The sequence below is a fragment of the Paraburkholderia sp. RL17-373-BIF-A genome, assembly GCF_046030175.1.
In the GTDB taxonomy this organism is placed as follows: Bacteria; Pseudomonadota; Gammaproteobacteria; order Burkholderiales; family Burkholderiaceae; genus Paraburkholderia.
In genome coordinates this window covers 1-20084 of record NZ_JARESO010000056.1, presented here as the reverse complement: position 1 = coordinate 20084, position 20084 = coordinate 1, and the positions used below count along the sequence as shown (strand labels likewise).

General features: G+C 60.7%; 13 protein-coding genes and 1 pseudogene. 6 read left to right on the top strand and 8 right to left on the bottom strand.

The genetic code is table 11. From position 1 onward, the window contains the following. The first annotated feature begins 64 nt into the window (after positions 1-64). From P0D80_RS39350 to P0D80_RS39335, 4 genes and pseudogenes are all read left to right on the top strand, one after another. Positions 65-904 (top strand): SDR family oxidoreductase, encoded by an 840-nt coding sequence (locus tag P0D80_RS39350; RefSeq protein ID WP_408291809.1) that lies wholly within the window; start codon positions 65-67, stop codon positions 902-904. A 57-nt stretch (positions 905-961) separates the two neighbouring features. Next, positions 962-1435, top strand: a complete 474-nt coding sequence (locus P0D80_RS39345; protein ID WP_132379584.1) for a (2Fe-2S)-binding protein — start codon at positions 962-964, stop codon at positions 1433-1435. A gap of 10 nt (positions 1436-1445) precedes the next feature. Then, the gene (locus P0D80_RS39340; protein ID WP_408291807.1) at positions 1446-3692 is read left to right on the top strand and encodes a xanthine dehydrogenase family protein molybdopterin-binding subunit; all 2247 of its coding nucleotides are present in this window, start codon (positions 1446-1448) and stop codon (positions 3690-3692) included. A 21-nt stretch (positions 3693-3713) separates the two neighbouring features. Then, positions 3714-3928, top strand: a pseudogene (locus P0D80_RS39335) (Crp/Fnr family transcriptional regulator); the annotation flags it as partial. 411 nt (positions 3929-4339) lie between these two features. Here P0D80_RS39335 and P0D80_RS39330 read toward each other — a convergent pair. Next, complete coding sequence (locus tag P0D80_RS39330) at positions 4340-6115, bottom strand: SulP family inorganic anion transporter (protein ID WP_408179484.1); 1776 nt, start codon at positions 6113-6115, stop codon at positions 4340-4342. Positions 6116-6786: 671 nt separating this feature from the next. On the opposite strand from P0D80_RS39330, the gene P0D80_RS39325 reads away from it, so the two are divergent. Further along, positions 6787-7260, top strand: coding sequence for a ferritin-like domain-containing protein (locus P0D80_RS39325; protein ID WP_408291805.1), 474 nt, complete (start codon positions 6787-6789; stop codon positions 7258-7260). 63 nt (positions 7261-7323) lie between these two features. Here P0D80_RS39325 and P0D80_RS39320 read toward each other — a convergent pair whose 3' ends face one another. Then, positions 7324-8154 (bottom strand): 3-oxoadipate:acetyl-CoA acetyltransferase, encoded by an 831-nt coding sequence (locus P0D80_RS39320; protein WP_408179487.1) that lies wholly within the window; start codon positions 8152-8154, stop codon positions 7324-7326. An 819-nt stretch (positions 8155-8973) separates the two neighbouring features. Further along, positions 8974-10191, bottom strand: coding sequence for a porin (locus P0D80_RS39315; RefSeq protein WP_408291802.1), 1218 nt, complete (start codon positions 10189-10191; stop codon positions 8974-8976). A 1157-nt stretch (positions 10192-11348) separates the two neighbouring features. On the opposite strand from P0D80_RS39315, the gene P0D80_RS39310 reads away from it, so the two are divergent. Then, on the top strand, positions 11349-12314 hold the full coding sequence (locus P0D80_RS39310) for an alpha/beta hydrolase (protein WP_408291800.1): 966 nt from the start codon (positions 11349-11351) through the stop codon (positions 12312-12314). A gap of 130 nt (positions 12315-12444) precedes the next feature. Here P0D80_RS39310 and P0D80_RS39305 read toward each other — a convergent pair whose 3' ends face one another. The 5 genes from P0D80_RS39305 to P0D80_RS39285 all read right to left on the bottom strand — a co-directional run bounded on the left by P0D80_RS39305 (position 12445) and on the right by P0D80_RS39285 (position 19842). Further along, positions 12445-13515: a porin gene (locus P0D80_RS39305; protein WP_408291798.1), complete on the bottom strand. Its 1071-nt coding sequence runs from the start codon at positions 13513-13515 to the stop codon at positions 12445-12447. A 196-nt stretch (positions 13516-13711) separates the two neighbouring features. Beyond that, on the bottom strand, positions 13712-14821 hold the full coding sequence (locus P0D80_RS39300; RefSeq protein WP_408291796.1) for an ABC transporter permease: 1110 nt from the start codon (positions 14819-14821) through the stop codon (positions 13712-13714). Beyond that, positions 14737-17214 (bottom strand): ATP-binding cassette domain-containing protein, encoded by a 2478-nt coding sequence (locus P0D80_RS39295; RefSeq protein ID WP_408291793.1) that lies wholly within the window; start codon positions 17212-17214, stop codon positions 14737-14739. The genes P0D80_RS39300 and P0D80_RS39295 overlap by 85 nt, the downstream gene beginning before the upstream one ends. A 74-nt stretch (positions 17215-17288) precedes the next feature. Further along, entirely contained in the window at positions 17289-17507 is a 219-nt protein-coding gene (locus P0D80_RS39290) for a hypothetical protein (RefSeq protein WP_408291791.1), read from the bottom strand. A gap of 1225 nt (positions 17508-18732) precedes the next feature. After that, positions 18733-19842, bottom strand: coding sequence for a Gfo/Idh/MocA family protein (locus P0D80_RS39285; protein ID WP_408291789.1), 1110 nt, complete (start codon positions 19840-19842; stop codon positions 18733-18735). Between the last annotated feature and the right edge of the window lie 242 nt (positions 19843-20084).

Genomic DNA, 20084 nt, shown 5'->3' with positions numbered 1-20084 from the left:
TGTTTTTCTTCTCAGTCAATGTGCCTAGAGTGAAGGGCAATGACTAAGGACTGGGAGTTTGAGCATGAGCAAAGTGTGGTTTATCACGGGTGCTGGCAGCGGGATCGGCGCTGGTACGGCCAAGGCCGCATTGAAGGCGGGTGATCGAGTCATTGCCACAGGCAGGAGCCTGGACAAAGTGGGCAATGCCCTGAGCGACCTGGCCGGCGAGAACCTGGAGATTCTCCGGCTGGACGTCTCCGACGAGGTCCAGGTAACGGCGGCGGTCGAAGAGACGCAAAAAAAGTTCGGTCATATCGACGTGGTCGTGAACAGTGCCGGTTACAGCCTCTTGGGCAATTACGAGGAACTGGGAACGCAAGACATTCAACACCTCTTTGCGACGAACTTCTGGGGCGTGAGTCATGTCATGCGGGCAGCGCTGCCGGTCATGCGCAAGCAGCGGTCCGGGCACATCATCAACGTCAGTTCCGTGGCAGGCGTTGTCGGCCTGATGCACTGCGGCGCCTACAGCGCGAGCAAGTTTGCGGTGGAGGGCCTTTCGCTCGCTGTGGCTGAGGAGGTCGGAAAGTTCGGCATCAAGATTACGGTGGTCGAGCCGGGATTCTTCCGCACGGATCTGCTGGACGCCGCCAACGCCAAGTGGCCCGACAAACGTATCGACGATTACGCAGCCGCCGAGGTCAGCGCCGAGGCGATGTGGTCTCCCTATGCGGGCAAGCAACCTGGCGATCCGAACAAGCTCGGCCACGTTTTGGTAGAGCTTGTGGGCATGGACACTCCGCCCAGAGTGTTCGTGGCCGGAAGCGATGCACTGGCGGCGGTCGGGCCAGCTGTCGAGGCCCGATTGAAGGCAGTGCACGCCCATGAGGCGCTTTCCAGGTCCACGGACGGCAGCTTCTGATCGCGAAGCGAGGTGCCCTTGCCGCGACACACCTAACCTGCGAAGGACTGACCCATCATGAGCACGCTCCACGTCAACGGTGGTGAGCACACGGTCGACGTCGCCCCGGACACGCCCATTCTCTGGGCCTTGCGCGACACGCTGGGCATGACCGGCACGAAGTTCGGCTGCGGCGCCGCGCTGTGCGGCGCCTGCACGGTGCATCTGGACGGGCAGGCCATCCGCTCCTGCATTACGCCGATATCGGCGGCCCAGGGCAAGCAGATCACCACCATCGAAGCCACCACCGACGGCAGCGACAAAGTCGGCGCCGCCGTGCATGCAGCGTGGGTCAAGCACGACGTAGCGCAGTGCGGCTACTGTCAAAGTGGCCAAATCATGAGCGCCACGGCGTTCCTGAAGTCGCTGCCCCGCGGCAAGCAGCCTACCGCCGTCGAGATCGACTCGGCCATGGCCGGCAACATTTGTCGCTGCGGCACCTACGCCCGCATTCGCGCCGCAGTGGCCGATGCCGCCAGGGCCCTGACCTGAAGGAGCCACCATGTTGCCTGAATTCGACTACAGCGAAATGCCACGCGCCCTGCAGCACCTGCTGACCAGGTGCCGGGCTGGGGAAGCGGCCACACTGCCGCGCCGCAGCTTCCTGAAGCTGGTGGGTGCCAGCGGACTGGCGCTTGGCGTGTTTCCCTACCTGGCCATAGGCCAAACCACAGGCAGCGGCCGGGCGGCCAGCGCCTTGAAGCCGACGCAACAGCCATCGGCCTTCGTGCAAATCGGCCCCAAGGGCGAGGTCACGGTAACCATCAACCGCCTGGAGTTCGGCCAAGGTGTGCAAACCGGTTTACCGATGATCCTGGCAGAGGAACTCGACGCGGACTGGAATCTGGTGCGCAGCCGGCAGGGCTCGAACGACCCCGCCTACGTCGACCCGCTCTTCGGCATTCACCTCACCGGTGGTTCCCAGTCGATCAAGAACAGCTTCACGCAGTACCGGGAGCTCGGCGCGCGTGCCCGGGCCATGCTGCTGTCCGCGGCGGCAGCACGCTGGAAAGTGGACGTGGCCACGCTGCGCACGCGGGCCGGGACTGTGCTGGGCGCCGGTAACCGCAAGCTGAGCTACGGCGAACTGGCAGAAGCTGCGATGGCGCTACCCGTGCCCGAGAAGGTCACGCTGAAGAGCCCCAAGGACTTCCGCATCATTGGCCGCCCCACCACGCGCCTCGATGCGCAGGCTAAGAGCAGTGGACATCAGGAATACGGCATCGACACGCATCTGTCCGGCCAACTCACCGCCGTGGTGGCGCATCCGCCCGTGTTCGGCGCGCGACTGACCACGGTGGACGACAGCGCCGCGCGCGCCATCAAGGGGATTAAGGCCGTGCTGCGCGTGCCGCTGGATCGCGGTGGTGAAGGTGTGGCCGTGGTGGCCGACGGCTATTGGCCGGCAAAGCAGGGGCGCGATGCGCTGAAGCTACAGTGGGACACGGCATCGGTCGAGAAGGTGGATAGCGAACGGTTGCTGGCCCAGTACCGCGAGCAGGCTGGTCGCCCGGGCGCGCGCCAGTTCGACGCAGATATGGCACCGCTAGCTACTGCCCCGCACCAGTTGGAGGCCGAGTTCGTGTTCCCCTACCTGGCCCACGCGCCGATGGAGCCACTGAACTGCACCGTCCAGCTGTCCGACGGGCGAGCCGAATTGTGGGTCGGCAGCCAGTGCCCCGGCCTGGACGCCGTCGCGGCCGCGCGCGTGCTGGGTCTCAAGCCCGAGCAGGTGAAAATGCATGTGCAGATGGCAGGCGGCGGCTTTGGCCGGCGTTTCGTGGGCACGAGCGACTACGTGGTCGAGGCATGCGAGGTCGCCAAGGCCGTCCGTTCCGCCGGCCTGAATGCGCCGGTGCGCACGCTCTGGAGCCGCGAGGACGACATCAAGGGCGGCTACTATCGCCCCATGCACCTGCACCACGCACGCATCGGCTTCGACGAGCGCGGCAAGGTGCTCGCCTGGGACCATGTCATTGTTGGCCAGTCCATTACCTCGGGCACGGCATTCGAGGAATTCCAGGTGAAGAACGGCATCGACGCCACGGCCACCGAGGGCATGCGTCACCCCTATCCGCTGCCGATGCGCCTGACCGTGCATCACCCCAAGACCAACGTCCCAGTGCTGTGGTGGCGCAGCGTGGGTTCCACCCACACTGCCTACGTGATGCAGACCCTGCTCGACGATATCGCGCGCGCCACAAAGCAGGACCCGGTGGCCTACCGTATGAGCCTGTTCGGTGACAAGCACTCGCGTCACCGCGCTGCGCTGAAGCTGGCGGTGGACAAGAGCGGCTACGGGAAGAAGCAGCTTCCCACCGGTCGCGCATGGGGCGTGGCTGTGCACGAGTCCTTCGACTCGGTGGTGGCCTATGTGGTGGAGGCCTCTTTGCAAGAGGGTCGTCCCGTACTGCACCGTGTCACGGGTGGGGTGCATTGCAACCTGGCCGTGAACCCGCGCAGTGTGGAGGCACAGGTGCAGGGGGCAGCGGTCATGGGGCTGTCGATGTGCCTGCCAGGCTCGGCCATCACGCTAAAGGACGGTGTCGTCGAGCAGAGCAACTTTGGCGACTTCACGGTGGCGCGCATCACCGACACGCCGACGTTCGATGTCCACATTGTGCCGAGCGCCGACGCACCCACCGGCATGGGCGAGCCCGGCCTGCCACCGCTGGCGCCCGCGTTTGCCAACGCCATTGCGAGCCTTACCGGCAAGCCGCAGCGCCAATTGCCGTTCAACCTGGCCTGACCCGACATAGTCAGCGGCGGATATACCCAGGCATTGATCACGCAGATGGCCCAGACGGTCGTTTGCAACCGGCATCACTCGATAGACCAGCAAATGTGCAGATGGCTCCGCTCACCGTCGACCGCCTACCGCTGAACGAACAGAAGATGACCCTTGAATTCATTGTGAACATGCTTGGGGTCCCAAGAGCCGGCATGACCGAAGCACCCGATCTGGACGACGTCATTCGCTTCAACGAAGCGATCGATCAGGCACTTGCAGAATCAGTTGCCTTTTTCAGCGCACAGGCGGAGCAGAGCCGTAACCTCCTGCTTGGCAGGCTGGGGCACGACATGCGCAGCCCTGTCCAGGCGATTCAGGTCACTGCTTCGTATCCGGCAGCCTTAATGCCGGGGAGCGAGTATCGGGAGCAGCAGCCCGCATGCAGGCGTTGCTTGACGACCTCACCGATTTCAATCCGACAAACCTCGGCTTGGGCATCAACGTAATGCTCACGAGTGTCAATCTGGCGGATGTGCTTGCCGACGAGCCGGAGGAGTTGCGTGTAATTCATCCTGACAGGCAGATCGAGTTACACGTGAATGGTGCAACGGCCCACGCGACGCCAGCCGCGCCGGGACTCATGCAGCCGGGAATGCGACGACCGATCATTTCTTGCCCGACGGCGCGGGGCCAGCATCGCCGTTATGCTCCTCGGCTGCAAGATTGCCGAGGTGGTCATCGACCGCACTGCCTATCGTGGGATGGAATTGCGCGTCCCCGAGAAGGTCCGTCATTTCGAAGCGCGTGAGCTTGTCCCGCACAGGGTCCTTAAGCTCGGCGAAGTGCAACTCGATGCCACGCGTTCCCAACTCGCGGATCAACTCGCGAAGCATATCGGCCGATGTCACGTCCACACTCGTCACCGGCTCTGCTGCCACGACCACTCTGCGCACGCGTGTAGGCGATGCCGCGATGGCCTGTGACAGACGCTCCTGAAACAGCTCGGCGTTGGCAAAGAAGAGCGGGGCATCCCAGCGGAACAGCACGAGACCGGAAATCTGTTCACCGTGCGGATAGCGCTCCAGGTCATGGTAGCCGCGCAAGCCAGGAACGCGCCCGAGAATCGCGAAATGCGGTCTCCAGCCGTCCCACAGAAATTCAATGATCGCTATCGCCACCGCGAGGCAGATACCGGGGATGGCGCCGAAGACAGCGACGCCTGACAGGCACGCGATGGATAGCCAGAATTCCCATTGCTGGATGCGGAAAATGCGCTTGAGGTCGTTGATCTCGAAGAGGCCGATGGCCGCGGCAATGACCACCGCGGCGAGCGCGCTGGTGGGCAGATAACGCAGCAGGTCCGGTGCCACCAGCAGCAGCGCCGCGACCGCCACGGCGCCTACGACGCCCGTCAACTGCGTCTTCGCGCCTGCGGCTTCCGCGACGGGGGTGCGGGAGGAGCTGCTGCTGATCGGGAAGCCGTGGAACAGTCCCGCCGCGAGGTTGGCGGCCCCCAGGCCGATCATCTCCTGGTTCGGATCGACCCGGCTGTTTGCGCGCGCAGCGAAGGTTCGCGACAGCACGCTGGTATCGGCGAAAGCGATGAGCGCGACCGCGCTGCCGCCGAGGACGATCTTCGCCAGATCAGCGCCGCTTGCCCACGGCAGTGCGAACGCCGGCAGTCCCTGCGGAATCTTGCCAAGCACCTTGACGCCAAGACTGTCGAGGCCGAATACGCTGACACACAGCGTCGCCAGCACGACTGCGATAAGAATGCCCGGAAGCTTTTCGAAACGCTTCAGAAAGAGGATGAGTACGAGGCTTCCTGCGCCCACCGCGAAGCTGGTCCAATTGGCCTTTCCCGCGGCTATGGCCTGCACAAGGCTGGTGAGATCCCGAAGCGGTCCTTGTTCTTCGATGGAGATGGCGAACAGCTTGGGCAACTGGCTGATCAGCACCGCGAGCGCAATGCCGTTCATGTAGCCGTAGCGGATCGGCTTGGACAGCAGTTCCGTGATGAAGCCCAGCCGCAAGATTCCCATCACGATGCAGACCACACCGGAGACAATGGCCATCATGCTGGCAACCGCGATCGCGCGAGAGGGATCGCCGGCGGCGACCTGCGCAACCACCGCCAAAATGGGTGCGGCGAGCGCGGAGTCCGGCCCGAGCACCAATATTCGGCTGGGCCCGAATACCGCATAGGCGAGCAGCGGAACAATCGTCGCGTACAGGCCGCACACCCCCGGAACGCCCGACGCCTCCGCGTAAGCGATCCCGACCGGCACTAGCATCGTGGTCAGCACCAGACCCGCGGCCAGATCCTTCGGCAGCCAGCTTGCCCGATACCCTTTGACGACCTGAATGACGGGCAACGAGCGAAGCCATCGTTGTGCGCGTCCTGCGTTGCGCTCCGAGTGGATGGGGCTATCGGTTCCCATGATTCGCACCTTCAGACAATTGAGAGGCATGGATGGCGACAGTATGCTCTTGACCCTGCAGCCAGGATGGCACTTGCTTGAACGGCGAGTTGAACCGACTCCGTGCCGGGCATCTTCGCGGACACCATTATTCTTTGCCGGGTGTGTCTGAAGGGGAATAGCTGACTGCAAAAGGGCCCGGACTGAAGCCAATGGCGGATTGCAGCATCGGCAGCTCCTTACTTGCTGAATCAGCAGCCCCTAGTTCTGTAGACGGGGTGCGAAGTTGCCGAGTAGTACGTCCCGCTAGACGGTTAGTTGCGTTTCTTGGTTCGCGAAAAAGGACCGAGAGGTGAGCTGATACGGGAAGCAACATTGCTCCTTCTGTCATGCCTGAATCGGACCCGGCAGATTCCCGATCCGGCTATCGGCGATCCCTTCGGTCGCAGCCATCAATGCCTCCCGCACCGGAATACCGGCGGCCGGTCAGCTTACAGAGACTGCGTTCTAGCCCTGCAGCAGATGCCCTTCCCTCTCGCCACTGGCCGACGCAAACGCGTCCGTACGAACTACACCTTGCGCGATCGCCTTGCGGGACTACATTTAATCAATATCCGTCAAGACCATGTGGCGTGATACGAGCGGCGAATCTCGGAATGTGTCTGCGGCAGTGCGATAAAAGGAGATACCAAATGGCAGAGATAGACAAGGAAGACGTCGTTGCGGTGCTGAACCGGATTCTCGAATCCGAGCTGGCCGGCGTCGTTCGATATACGCACTACTCGTTTCTTGTTTTCGGATTCGGACGCATTCCGATCAGATCCTGGCTGCGCGAGCAGGCCGACGAATCGCTGTTGCACGCACAGCAGGTCGGAGAGTGGATTACCACATTGGGCGCCTATCCGTCGCTTGCGATCGGTCCCCTCCTCGACTCGCACACGTTCGATATCTCGTCGATCCTCCGCGAATCGCTGCAAGCCGAGAACCTAGCGCTGACGCTTTATCGCGAACTGCTCGCGCTGGTCGAGGACCGCTCCGTTGCACTCGAGGAGTTCGCCCGCCAGATGATCCATATCGAAGAGATGCACGCGGGCGAAGTCGACAAGATGCTGCGCCGCCCTGGAGAAGTGACGACGTCGACTGAACGTCAGGCGGGCCAACCCTGATCAAACGGACTATGGCGGCATCATGTGCGAGGCGCGCCACGGACGGTGGCGCGCCTCTTCGGGCTATTTGGCGGGAAGACCCAGCATGACACGCGCGTGGGCGGCGCTCGCCACCGGCCGGCCATATTCGCCGCACAACGAGGCCACGCGCGCAACCAGTTGCGCGTTGCTCTTCGCCAGTGTGTCCTTGTCCCAGCGCACATTGTCTTCCAGACCCGTGCGGCAGTGGCCGCCCAGTTCGAGAGTCCAGTGATTGACCTCCAACTGATGCCGTCCGATACCGGCGGCGGTCCACGTTGCATCCGGCAGTAGCGCCTTGAGTTGTTGCACCTCGAACTCAAGAATCTCGCGACGCGCGGGCAGCGCGTTTTTTACACCCATCACGAACTGAACGTGCACGGGAGATTTCAGCAGCCCTTGTTGCACGAGGTCCCCTGTGCTGTACAACATCGCCAGATCGAAGATCTCGATTTCCGGTTTGACATCGTGGTCGAGCATCATTTGCGCAAGCGCACGCACAAAGTCCGGCGGATTTTCATAGACAGTTGTCGGAAAATTGACAGAACCCGTTGCGAGCGATGCCATATCCGGGCGCAGATCGAGCATCGCGCCGCGTTGCTCGAACGAACGGCCACGACCGCCTGTCGAAAACTGAATGATGATGTCAGGACAGTGTTTCCGGATGCCGTCCTGAAGAGAGGCGAAGCTCGACCGGTCGGAACTGGAGTTCTCCTGCTCGTCACGCACGTGCAGATGAACCAGCGATGCTCCGGCTTCGTACGCTTCGTGCGTGCTTTCAATCTGCTCGGAAATCGTGATCGGCACAGCCGGGTTATCCTTCTTGCGCGGAACTGAGCCTGTGATGGCAACGGAGATAATGCACGGTTCGCTCATGGCTCACACTCCAGTTCAAGGTTTACGTCCCGCCTATAGGGCGAGGGATCATGACCGCGTGCCCGGCGAAATGCCCGTACACCACGTGTTCCAAGTCTAGTTCAAATGCGCGCGATGAGGACCACGTATTGGGGACAGACGGAACGCGAGAACGCCCGGCGGCTCGTCCGCGTTACCACAACTCATCAAGATGCATCCCGTTGAGATGGCAGTTGAACAGCAAAAGGTAGCGCATGAAGTCGCTTCGTCAAGCCTATCGCCGACAGGCCTGGCTTAGCGAATCTGCCTAAGTCAAACCGCCCGCGACACGCTTCGCCGCCGTGAGTGTTCTGCTCAACCTCTCATCCAATTCGAGCGTCTCGGCGAGTCTGCGATTAGGTACCTCGAGACCCTATGGAATGCCCGGAGGCAAGGCCTCGATAAACTCGCGCAGCAGCAAGCCACCCTCGCCCGGCAACAGACGGTCATAGCGTGTTTCTTCAGAAATGGCCGCCGTAGTCGCAGGCACCGTCGCGCTGGCGTCACATAACTGCGCGTACCGGATTCGTGCCAGCAACGCGAGGCTTCCAGACCTCCTCTAGACAATCCCCCGCGATAACTTTCTTTAGCAACACCCGCCTGCACGTCAGTCACTTAAACCGGCCCGGATTGGGCTGGTTCACTCCGCAAGCAGTCGTAACGCACCTCGTGCATCACAACTGCCCGCGCCTTCGATGTCTCAAGGAAAATCGCTTGCCCGCCGGTAGCACAGATGCGTTATTGCCTGGCGTTTCGCCTGAAGACCACCCTGGGCATGTCCCTCGCACCGCAGTGGCGAATCTAGAAGCGGTGCGATACCGCGATGGCGCATGCAAACTGGCTGCGACTCGACGACGGCGCCGCGTTGAAGCCGTCCCCGATCGTCGCGGTTGCATTGATGACGTTGCCGGCGCCGGCGGTGCCCAGTGTCTGGCCATGCGCCCGCTGGAAGCCCTGCAGCGCGTACAGCATCGTGCGCGCCGAAAGGTTGTACGATTCCGCCAGATTGAACTGCTCGTACTGTGCCGCGCTGGCGATGCTGTTCGCTTTGGTCGCGCGCGTGATGCTATAGCCCGCCGCCAGGTCGGCTGCCACGGTCGCGCGAAAATGCAGCACGGCGCCGACCGTGTTGAAGATCGCCTCATCCCGGAACGCCGAGCCCACGCCAGGAATGTATTGAACGTTCGAATAGGATACCGACACATTCCACGCCGCCGAGAATGCGTAGGAGCCTGCGACCGCGACGCGCTGCTGGGCGGCCGCCGTCTGATAGCCATTGGTGAGCGCCGATACGCCAGGCTGGCCGCCCGAGTTCAAGGTCGAGTTTGCCCCCCAAGCGCCGCCTCCCAGCGTCGAGTTGTTGAATCGCTCGACGCCTGCGGCGACGCCCAGCGGCCCACTTGAATACCGCAGCGCCGCGCTCCAGCTCGAACCCCGGCTTAAACTGCCAGGCACCGCGCCAGGCGAGTAGGAGCCGCTGACGGTGAGGCCGTAAAACGCAGGCGACTTGTAGACAAGGGAGTTATTGACGCGGTATATCACGTCCAAATTGTCGATGTCACCAGCGTGCGCTCCGAAATAACCGGTTAGCCAGGTCGTGGGGCCATACGGACCCAACAGGGTGTAGTACGAGGTGTACTGACGGCCTGCAGTGAGCGTACCGTACCTCGCATCGGTCAGGCCCACGAACGCCTGTCTGCTGAACCCGGCATTCGCGAACTGCTGGGTGCCGCTAAGGAGGTTAAACCCGGACTCAAGCGTAAACACGGCCAGTGTGCCACCCCCAAGATCCTCAATCCCCTTGAATCCAAGGCGATTGCCATTCCAGATATTCTGACCAAGCTTGACGTTGGAATGGCCGTTGACCGTCGAGCCGAGCGACGTCTGGCTGCTCTGGTAAACGAGCCCTGCATCGACAATCCCGTACATCGTGACACTGCTCTGCGCGAACGCGGGTGCGGCAACGCATACGGTGCCGAAGATAAAAAGCGCGCTGATATAGGCACCGTTGCTTTTCATTCAGATCCTTTTGCGGCGGAGGTATCTGTCTAGGCGCGCTACCGTAGGCCTGCGGCAGATCAGGAAGGGCGCACTGCATGATAGGCAAGTTATGCAGCGGGTGCTACCGGCGAAACAGGCGAATGTCGCGAAATTGGCGTAAGAAACGAGCTGCACGAGGCGCGAGTTGCCAGGGCGACATTCCAACATGCGCTGCGCTGCCGATCGCGACTTTAGGCTGGCCGCAGTCAGTTTGGGGAAGTTGATCGGAACAATCGCGCGGCAAAACCGTCAGTCGCTCGAATTGCGGACATCCCCATCGCGACCGAATTCCATCACAGTCAATGTCATACGCACGCCCCCCAACCATACGAATGATTCGTTCAATTCCGGATTGCCGCAATAACACAGAGGATTGTTAGCGCGCACAGCCTACGGGCATGAACAAGATAACAACCGGAGAGTGGTCCTCGCGGTGGGTTCGGCGCTCTTCCCTTCTCCGTCGACAAACGTCCTCCAGGTAAGGCAAAACGATACATCAATTGGTTGCACCACCTTGCATCTCGGAAGATGTCGATGTGACAACAGGCAGGGAAAACCTGACCTGCTCTCACGTCTCGATCTCGCAAACAGGCGACAGGAAAACCACGCATTCTGTTGCTGACCCGGTGGCGTTACTGTGTTTTCCACATCTAGCAAGGCTTTACCGTACAACTCGGCTCCAATAGCCGGAAGGACAATCGCACGACGAGCCACAGTATTCGAATCGCGCCACCAGCGTTGGACCGGACTTGCTTCACAAGCGCATCACCGTACGTCACCACCCGTGCCACAACGCGCAATCCCATGGCGGATGCAAATCGTTCGATGCGCGAAACGAAGCTTCCCAATTTAGTGACTTGTCACCTGGCTGCCCCCATGGCCAAATGACGTCTATGATTTCAATTGATCCGCTGCCGTAGGTGAGCGCCGTTGTCGATGCAAGCGTGTCGCACCAGCTCGCTGACTGCAACGGAGACGTTCGGACTGGAAGGAGCACCGAGTTTGTCCTGAGTTCTCACCTGAGGTTCCGCGTGGCCGCTCCCGGCAATTGCTAGTTGAGGAAAAACGAAGGCGCGGCGACGAGAACCGGTTGTGATCGGCAGGACGATCAATGGATCTATGTATAGGAACTGAACATGCAAAATTCATCCAATGGCGATCTGTCGAGCGCTTTCATCGTGACACACCCGCTTGACCCGGAAGACGGGAAGATCACCGAGGCAATGCGCGCCGCGACCCGTTCCGCCAAAGGCATGCGGCTGGGAGTCGAGGGACGTGGCGCGTTCGATGCGATGATGGAACGCGTTTTACCCTACACGGGCGTGACATTTGAATCCGGATCGGTCGGCGGCATTCCTGGGCTCTGGGTCAACCCTGAAAACAACCGGCCTGACGAAGCGATACTCCATCTTCACGGCGGTTGGTTCAACTTTGGATCCGCCAACGCATTCCGCCACCTCGTCGCCCAAATCGCCGGGAGGAGCGGCGTCACGGCATTCGTCCCAGATTATCGGTTGGCGCCTGAACATCCTTTCCCCGCAGCAGTGGATGACGTGCTGTCCTGCTATCTTGGGCTCGGCGAGAGCGGCATTTCCCGGATTGCGGTTACCGGCGACTCGGCGGGTGGCAATCTTGCCTTGATCCTAGCTTCGCGCATCGCCAACGGAGAAGTCGCCGCGAAGGCGACACTCGTGGGCGCGGTTGCGTTGTCACCCGTCACGGATTTGACGCTCTCCGGCCAGACGTACGAAACCCGTGCGGACGCCGATCCGCTTTTCACGCGCGCGCAAGTGTCGGAACTCGTCCATGCCTACTTGCGAGACGCTGACCCCAAACATCCCTTGGCTTCGCCGCTTCACGCGCCCGTGACCGGCTTGCCGCCCGTCCGCGTTCACGTCGGAGACGATGAAGTCCTGCTGGACGATTCGCGCCTGTATGTCGAGCGTGCGGTCGCCGCAGGCGTCGATGCGCGAGTTGATGTCTGGTTGGGCATGCCGCACGGATTCCATGGCAGCATCGGAACGTTGAAGGCCTCGGCACAGGCTCTCGATGCCATCGGCACGTTTCTTACGGAGAGACTGCAGTTGGGTAGAGGCTCGTGAAGGGGCACCCGCGTGGATTGATCGACCGGGGACGCCACCACATGAGAGACCATGTCTGCGCCCCGGATCGTGACCTCGCGAACGTCGCGCCGATCGACCGCCGGCCGCGCGTCAAGGTCATCAATTGCACTCAGAAGAAGTGCATGATGCCAAAGTAGCCGCCTTGCTGGTTGTGCCCCGGCAGCGGTTGCGAATCGGCCGTTTCAACTGGGAACGCTGACGGCTTTCCGTTGAACATGGCCCCGACCGTCAGGTAGAGGAACGTCCGCTTGGACAGGTTGTAGGTTGAGCCGATGGCAGCAAGATTTCCGGTGCCGCCGCCGTGATTCACGTTGCCGTGATACCAGCCAGCCTGCAAGGCGAGTGCAGGGGTTGCCTGATAAGATGCACCAATCCACTCTTGCTGGCTCCGCGTCGCCGCGTAGGGGTTAAAAGAGTCGGCAACCGTATCCTGCCCTGACGAGACAAGTTGCTGATAGCCCGCGTAGAACTTCAGCCCACCGAGCTGGTAGGTGGCGCCTGCCATGTATTCACGTGACGCGGTGTACAGCCCCGAGAACTTTCCGTTGTCGTCGCGGAGTTCTTCGTACACTCCGTACGCAGCAAAGTTCACGAGCGTGTACTGTGCACTCACACTGAACTGACGTCCGCCCCGGAAGTTACCTGCCTCGTTGCCAAAACCGTCTTGTACCCGGAAAGAGAAGCCAGCCCAAATCGGCGAGTTGTAAGTAATGACGTTCGATCGGGGACCCCACGCCCGTCCGAAAGCGAAGTTTGCAATGCCTGTTCCCACCTGTTCTCCAAGAGGGTCAATGTACCAGCCAGTTTCGTCGGTGAGACTCATCGCCCGTCCGAACCAGATGCTTCCAAACTTGTCGTTGGACAGGCCTACATACGCGTCGCGGGTAAAAAGCGAGTTGGGAAAAATCTCACCTGTTCCGGAAGTGAAGAGGCTTTCGAGTTTGAAGACTGCATGCAGACCTCCTCCGAGGTCTTCGTCGCCTTTCAGGCCGAACCAGCTGTATCCATACTGATTGCTGCCGAACCTGAAGTTGTTTTTTGACTGACCGTTCGGCGTCGCAACGTTGGTCACAAAGTCAATGCCCGATGCGACGCGTCCATACAGGATCACGGTGCTCTGCGCGTAACTATTGCAGACACCGAGTGCCATGACAGCCGCGCAGAAAATTATCTTTCTCATTTCGTCATCCTTACTTTAAAAAAGAGTCTCCAAAAATCGCTTGACGACCTCTTTCGGGTCGCTGCAATCGGCTTGCAAGGGCAGGCTGGTCGCTAACCGGCTTCCCGCTCCAAGGTCCCAACCCCGAAACTGCCGCTTTTCGAGCTACCACGGGCACCCGGAACATAATGGCGCGGACACCCGCTACTACTTTCCGCTACGACCTCTTGCGAAACGTTTTTATCGCGGATGGCAGATGGCGGACGGTGGTTGCGAGCAGAATCGCGCAGGCCTGAACGAGGAGCTGAGCAGCGGGGCCCGCACCAAGCGCCAGCACGAGCTGACCGAGTTGCGCCATGAACAGTGCGGCCACCGCACTCGCGACGACGCTGCCTCTGCCGCCCGTGAACGGCGTGCCTCCGACCACCACGGCCGCGACCGCCGGCAGGAGATAGTCATTACCCGAAGTCTGTGACGCGCTTCCGATGAATCCGGCGAGCAGCACGCCCGCTGCGGAAAAGCAAACGGCGGAGGCGAGGTACGCCCCAATCTTGTACTTCAGCACGTTGACGCCTGCGGCTTCAGCCGCGCGCGGGTTCACCCCCACGGCGACGAACCTGCGCCCTACCGTGGTCTTGCGGGTAATGATCCACGCGGTCGTCACGAACGCGAAGGCGAACCAGACGTTGGCCGGGAGCCCAAGGAACTGGGCGTGCGAAATGGTTTGCATGACGGTCGGGACTGCAACCGGAACGTTACCGGTCAACGAGCGGGCGCAGCCGATCAGCAGCGCGTTGACGGCAAGCGTCGCCACCAGCGGCGTAATCGCGACCCTCGAGATGAGCGCACCATTGATGATTCCGATGATCCCGCCGACGCAAACAGTAAAAATGACGGCAAGGACGATGGAATTGAATGCGAATCCCGTCCTGGCCATGACAATGCCGGCGAGCGAAACCATACCGATTGCCGACATGTCCAACCCGCGCTGCTGAATGACCAGCGTTTGGCCCGTCGCGACGATCGCAAGAATGCCAGCGAACGGAAGCATGGCCAAAATTGAGCCTCGCGTCATCGTGCCCGGCGCGACGATGGAACTGCACGCGAAGAGCAGGATCAGCCCGACCCAGATCCATGAGAATTCATCAACCGCTGGTAGCCGCGCCGGCTTTGCTTTTGATTTCGACTTAGAGGGCTCAAGGAATTCCGACATAACTTCCGCCTGATTGTGCATTGTGTTTTTCATTTCGCCACCACCATTTCTCTGCTCTTGGAATAGAGCGCGACTGATGCGAGGATCATCCCGCCCAACAGGTACGACTGCCACGAGTCGCCAATATCGAGGAATGAGGTGACGACATTCACCTGAATGATGAGGAGCGCACCCAGCAGCGAACCGACGAAGGAGCCGCGTCCGCCAAACAGGCTTGCGCCGCCGACCACCACCGCTGCGACACTTCCGAGCGTGTAGTTGATGCCGGCGCTCGGGTCGCCAGTGCCGACCTGCGCCATCATGGGCACGGCAGCGACGCCCGCAAGAAACGAACACCCCATGTACGCGGCGAGCGACGTCAGTTGCGGGCGGGCACCGGACATCCGCGCAGCTTCGACGCGGGAGCCCACGCCGCGCAGCGTGAGACCGACCCTCGACTTGAACAACGCGATTTCGAGCACCACGGCAATCACGATTGCCACGATCGCGACAATGGGCATGACGCCGAGCTGGGCACCGATCGACTCCACGATGGGATCCGCGATCAGGCCACCCGGAACCGGGCGCAGGAGCAGCGACACTGCTTGAAGCGCCATGTACGTCGCGAGTGTCGCCACCATCGGATGCAACCGGAACGGGCCGACAAGCATCCAGTTCACGAATCCGACCGCAAGGGCGACGAGCAACACGATCACCCACCCAGAGAGTTGATGGCCTAGCGAGGCGCCATCATTCAGGAAGAACGACTGTATGACGACGATCAGCCCCATGAGCGGCCCGACCGAGAGATCGATCCCGCCAACCAGCATGAGCATCTGCTGCCCGTATGCGACGATGGCCAGTGTCGCCACGAGCGCCAGCATGCCGCTGAGGTTTCGCGCAGAAAGGTAGGTCGGATTGACGTGCGCCGCATACATGCCGAGCGCACAGACTGCAACGGCAAGCATCACGAGCGGCGCCCAATCCCCGGCAGCCCACTTCCAAACGCCGGAGGTTCGGGAAGCGCCCTTCTCCCGCTCAGTCGTTGCGGTCAAGACGGCAGACGTGATGTTGTTCTCACTGACGGCGTTGTCGTCCAATTCCTTGACGACATGGCCGCGCGAGAAGATGAGTACACGGTCACAGAGTCCCGCCACCTCGTGCGCATCCGACGAAACGACGATCACGGCGGTGCCTGCCGCTGCGGCCTCGCGAAGCACCTTGCAGATTTCCATCCGTGCGCCAATGTCCACGCCCTGGGTCGGCTCGTCGACCAGCAACACCTTGGGATGACTGGCGAGGACACTCGCCAGCACAAGCTTCTGCTGGTTACCGCCCGACAAGGTACGAATAGGCGTGTCAATGGACGGCGTCTTGACAGCGAATCGCGTCACGGCGTCCCTGGCGCGCTTTGCTTCGCTGCGCTGGCTCACCCATCCCTTGATCGAATCGAATGGGAGACTACGGATCGAAAAATTTTCGCGCACCGACAATTCGCCGAAAATTCCCTCTCGATGACGATCGCCCGGCAGATAACTGATGCCCGAATCGGCGGCAGCCTGCGAGTTGCGAAGCTTCGCGGGAATGCCGGCCACCGTGACGCTACCGCGGCTTCGCGTCTGTCCCGCGAGGGCTCGCATGAACTCTCGCTGGCCGTTGCCGTCGATCCCCGCGAGGCCGACAATCTCGCCTTTCTTGACCCGAACCGATATGTCGGTAAAGCCGGCACCACGCAGCTTCGTCACGTCGAGAATGACGCTTGCGCCACCATTGTTGCCCTTGGCCGGGAAGTCGCGGTCGAGCGCACCGCCAACGATCAGTTCGACGATCTCCTGTTCGCTGAGGCCCGCGGCCTCATAGGTGCCCTGGCCCTGACCGTCGCGAAGAACCGTCAGGCGATGCGCAATTCTCTGCACCTCGCGGATCCGGTGCGAGATATAGACGACCGAACAACCCGAAGCCGTTATCTTGCGGATGCGCTCGAACAGACGTTCGACGTCTTCCGTCAACAGATGTTCGGTCGGTTCGTCGAGGACCAGAACCTTGGGCTTTGCGGCAAGCGCTTTGACGATTTCGACGATGAACCGCTGCTCGGGGCCCAAGCTCACCACCCGCTCGTTCGCATCGATTGCAACATCGGCGCTCCATTGCCTCAGGAGGCCTCGCGCCCATTGCGCGACCTCCATCAAGGACGGACGCTGCTCGGCAGGCACGCCGAGATAAAGGTTTTCCGCTACGGTCAGGTCAGGCATGAGCGCCGGTTCCTGCCGTACGATAGCCAACCCCAACCGGCGTGCCTGCTCCGTGTCTCCTCGCGTTTCCGTGCCGTCGATCACGACGCGTCCCTTCTCCGGAACAAGGGCGCCGGACGCGACGGCCATGAGCGTGGACTTGCCTGCCCCGTTCTCGCCAACGAGACCGTGTACCTCGCCTTCGACCACCGAGAACGTCACGTCGTCAAGCGCCCGGACTCCGGGGAAGATCTTGGTGACACCATCGACCTGCAGCAGCGTTTTCTGGTCATTCATGATTCGTCTCGAACAATTACTGTGCAATTACTTCCTTGAACTTGTCGGTAGGAAGCGCGGAGGAGAGATCTGCATCAGGCGGAGCGGCTCTGATGGTTGGTCACGGAGTTGCCCGCCGCATATGCGGCCGTCCCGAAGACGCAGGCGCCAAACGCCGTGGCAATCTTCGCGAGTGCGCCGCCGAATCGGTACGCAGCATCGACCTCAACCCTGTCGAAGGAGGCCTTCATGAAATCGCGCAGGTCTTCCGTGTTTTGCGTGCCAGTTATCCAGGCCATAGGCGAGTCGAACATATTGATCCTTGATTCCGTTGTTGAATGTTGCCAATGCGCCCACTAGTTGCATTGCTATGTCCTACGAACTATTGACAAGAGAACGTGCCTTTCTGGTTCTTTTTATCTGTCTGCATCAGATTTATTAAGTAGAATTTGAATTCCGGCAGTGAGTGCGGATTACTTCGACAGCGGAATGCAATAGTTCGAAAACAAACAGAGGAATGCAGGGCGAGGTGTGACTTGCCGGCATAGCTCAGGATTCGACTGCTGAATTGCATCGCCTTTGCCTCCACCCGGAGCCTTGCAAACAAGGAGACCGGATAGGCGTCCTCCGTTTGCGCCACTCGAAAAGCACGAATCCACTGCGGGCCGAACGGCCAGCCTGAATTCCTTTCTGCCCGACAGATTCTTGTGAGAATTACAAAAAAGTAACTAGCAGTACCGAAACACAAGAGGACCGACGGCAGTTGGTCAACGAGACGCCATCAGGATGCGCAGCATCACATCCGTGCTCTTGGCATATCATTTCAAATGCGACGATGCTACGTACGATCGATTTATATAGGATGATGTGTTTCGGAATGAACAAAGTCAAGGGCCCTGGGGAATCTCCCTACCCATGTCGCATGGGTCACGGATTTCACATGGGTGTCGCCTCAAAGCGGGCGCGACTGCGAGCGGCGATGCCGCTACTGACCGCGTGACGCATCTTCGCTGCACTCCGTGATCGCCTGGTTATTCTTGAGCGTGGTGCAAAGCAAAGACGGATGAGCCCGCCAGCAGTGTGGGCGCGCGGTTGGCGTGCAGATCGGGGAAGATGCGCAAGTCGTAACTGGACACGCTCGCGGGAGCGGTGCCAGTCGATCGTCGAGCGGGCGACGACCGAAACGGCGACAGTGTTCGGGCTATCGCAGATATCGTATGCACGCGCTATGCGAGGCTCGGCGGTTCGCCGCGTTGATGACCACGTAGCGGAATTGCCCCTCCTGGACCTCGAATATCATCTCGCGCCGTGCGCAATCGTTCCGTTCAGGCCGGCTACGTGCTCAATGCCATTCAAGGCAACAGACGTCCTCCCTCTCCCGGCACGAAACGATGACATCGCCGAATCTTCAGACGTCAAGCAAACGATGATTGAGCTCCCGTCAAACAAGATCGTCGATCCTCTTTTCGAGGATCGCTGTCAATTCTGATAAAGCCATTCTTTGCCGACCGCTCAACGAATCCACGATCCTGACGCCGGTCATTCGATTCGCACCTGCTTGCGCGTCTGATCCGACCTCTCGATGGCATCAATCACCTTGTGAAGGGCTACCGCGGCATCAAAATCAGGGGCAATGTTGGTTCCCTGAACCAGATCCTCGGCCATCTGCCGATAGATGGCCGCCACGTTCCGCGCAAAGTCCGTATCCGCGAAATCGAAGTAGTGAGACTTCGCAACCTTAACCTCGCTATACCCCTGTTCGCCCCTGCGGCCAGCCTCCACGCGCAGTGGCGAGATATTAATGACGGGAGCCTGGTCATTCGTCGCGGTAATGCGCAAATCGCCCAGCGTTCCGTTGATTTCCCACAGCAGGCGCGTGCCGCGCGGCAGGCCCCCGCGAAGCTCTAGGGACAACGGTGCTCCCGACTTCAAAACGGCATTGACCATCACATGATCGTGTGTTTGCATCGGGATAGAGTCGCCCGTCTCGACGATGCGCACGGTCTTCCGGCGCTGCGACACCACGCCCTCCACCTCGTAGACGGGGCCGAGCACACTTTGCACGGCAGCAAGTGCATGCCCACCAATGATCGACAGCATGGTTGCGCCGTTGCGCGAATCCATGGCGTACGAGTCGCCGCGCGTGACTTCGTCACCCCAGGTAGGGCCGCAGCCAAGATAAGTCGACGACAACACGTCGCCTACGTATCCGTCAGCCACGATCTTGCGCACGAATTCGACCTCGGGCGACGCAGTGGCCTGGGTGCCCACCACTGCCCGTACCTTGGCCTGCTTGGCGAGATCTGCAAGCTCGATCGCTTCTGCAAGGCAGTTTCCGAGTGGCCATTCACAATAGACATGCTTGCCCGCCTCCAAAGCCGCGGTGACAACTTCACGATGATGGGGAACTTTGACCGTTACGGCCACGACGTCGATATCCGGGGAGGCGACTAGCTCCGCCACGTTCTCGAACGCGCGCGGAATGCCAAAGGCAGTAGCGGCGGCCTTTGCGCTCGCGAGACTGGTGTTTGCCACGCCGGCGGTCTCGAATACATCGGACAGCGCACGCAACGCAGGAATATGAGCTGTCGTACCCCAACCGCGCTCCGTGCTCACTCCCACGACTCCCACTCGAAAACGTTTTTTCATTGCATCCTCGAAACCATTCGGTCATTTGTAGAAAAGCCGCCCTTTTTTGTCAGGTACGGCTCGAACAGAATCCCGCTCGATGCAGATCTGAAACAGCGGGATAAAGGCTTAACGAATTAACCTCACTCGCTCAAGACGGCTGACGATGCGCTCAATGCTGCATCGCATGTCCGAGCGTCTGGGCTGTTACGCCTCAAGGACATCGACGCGTGACGTCACGCCGGTCATTTGCCCACATTCGG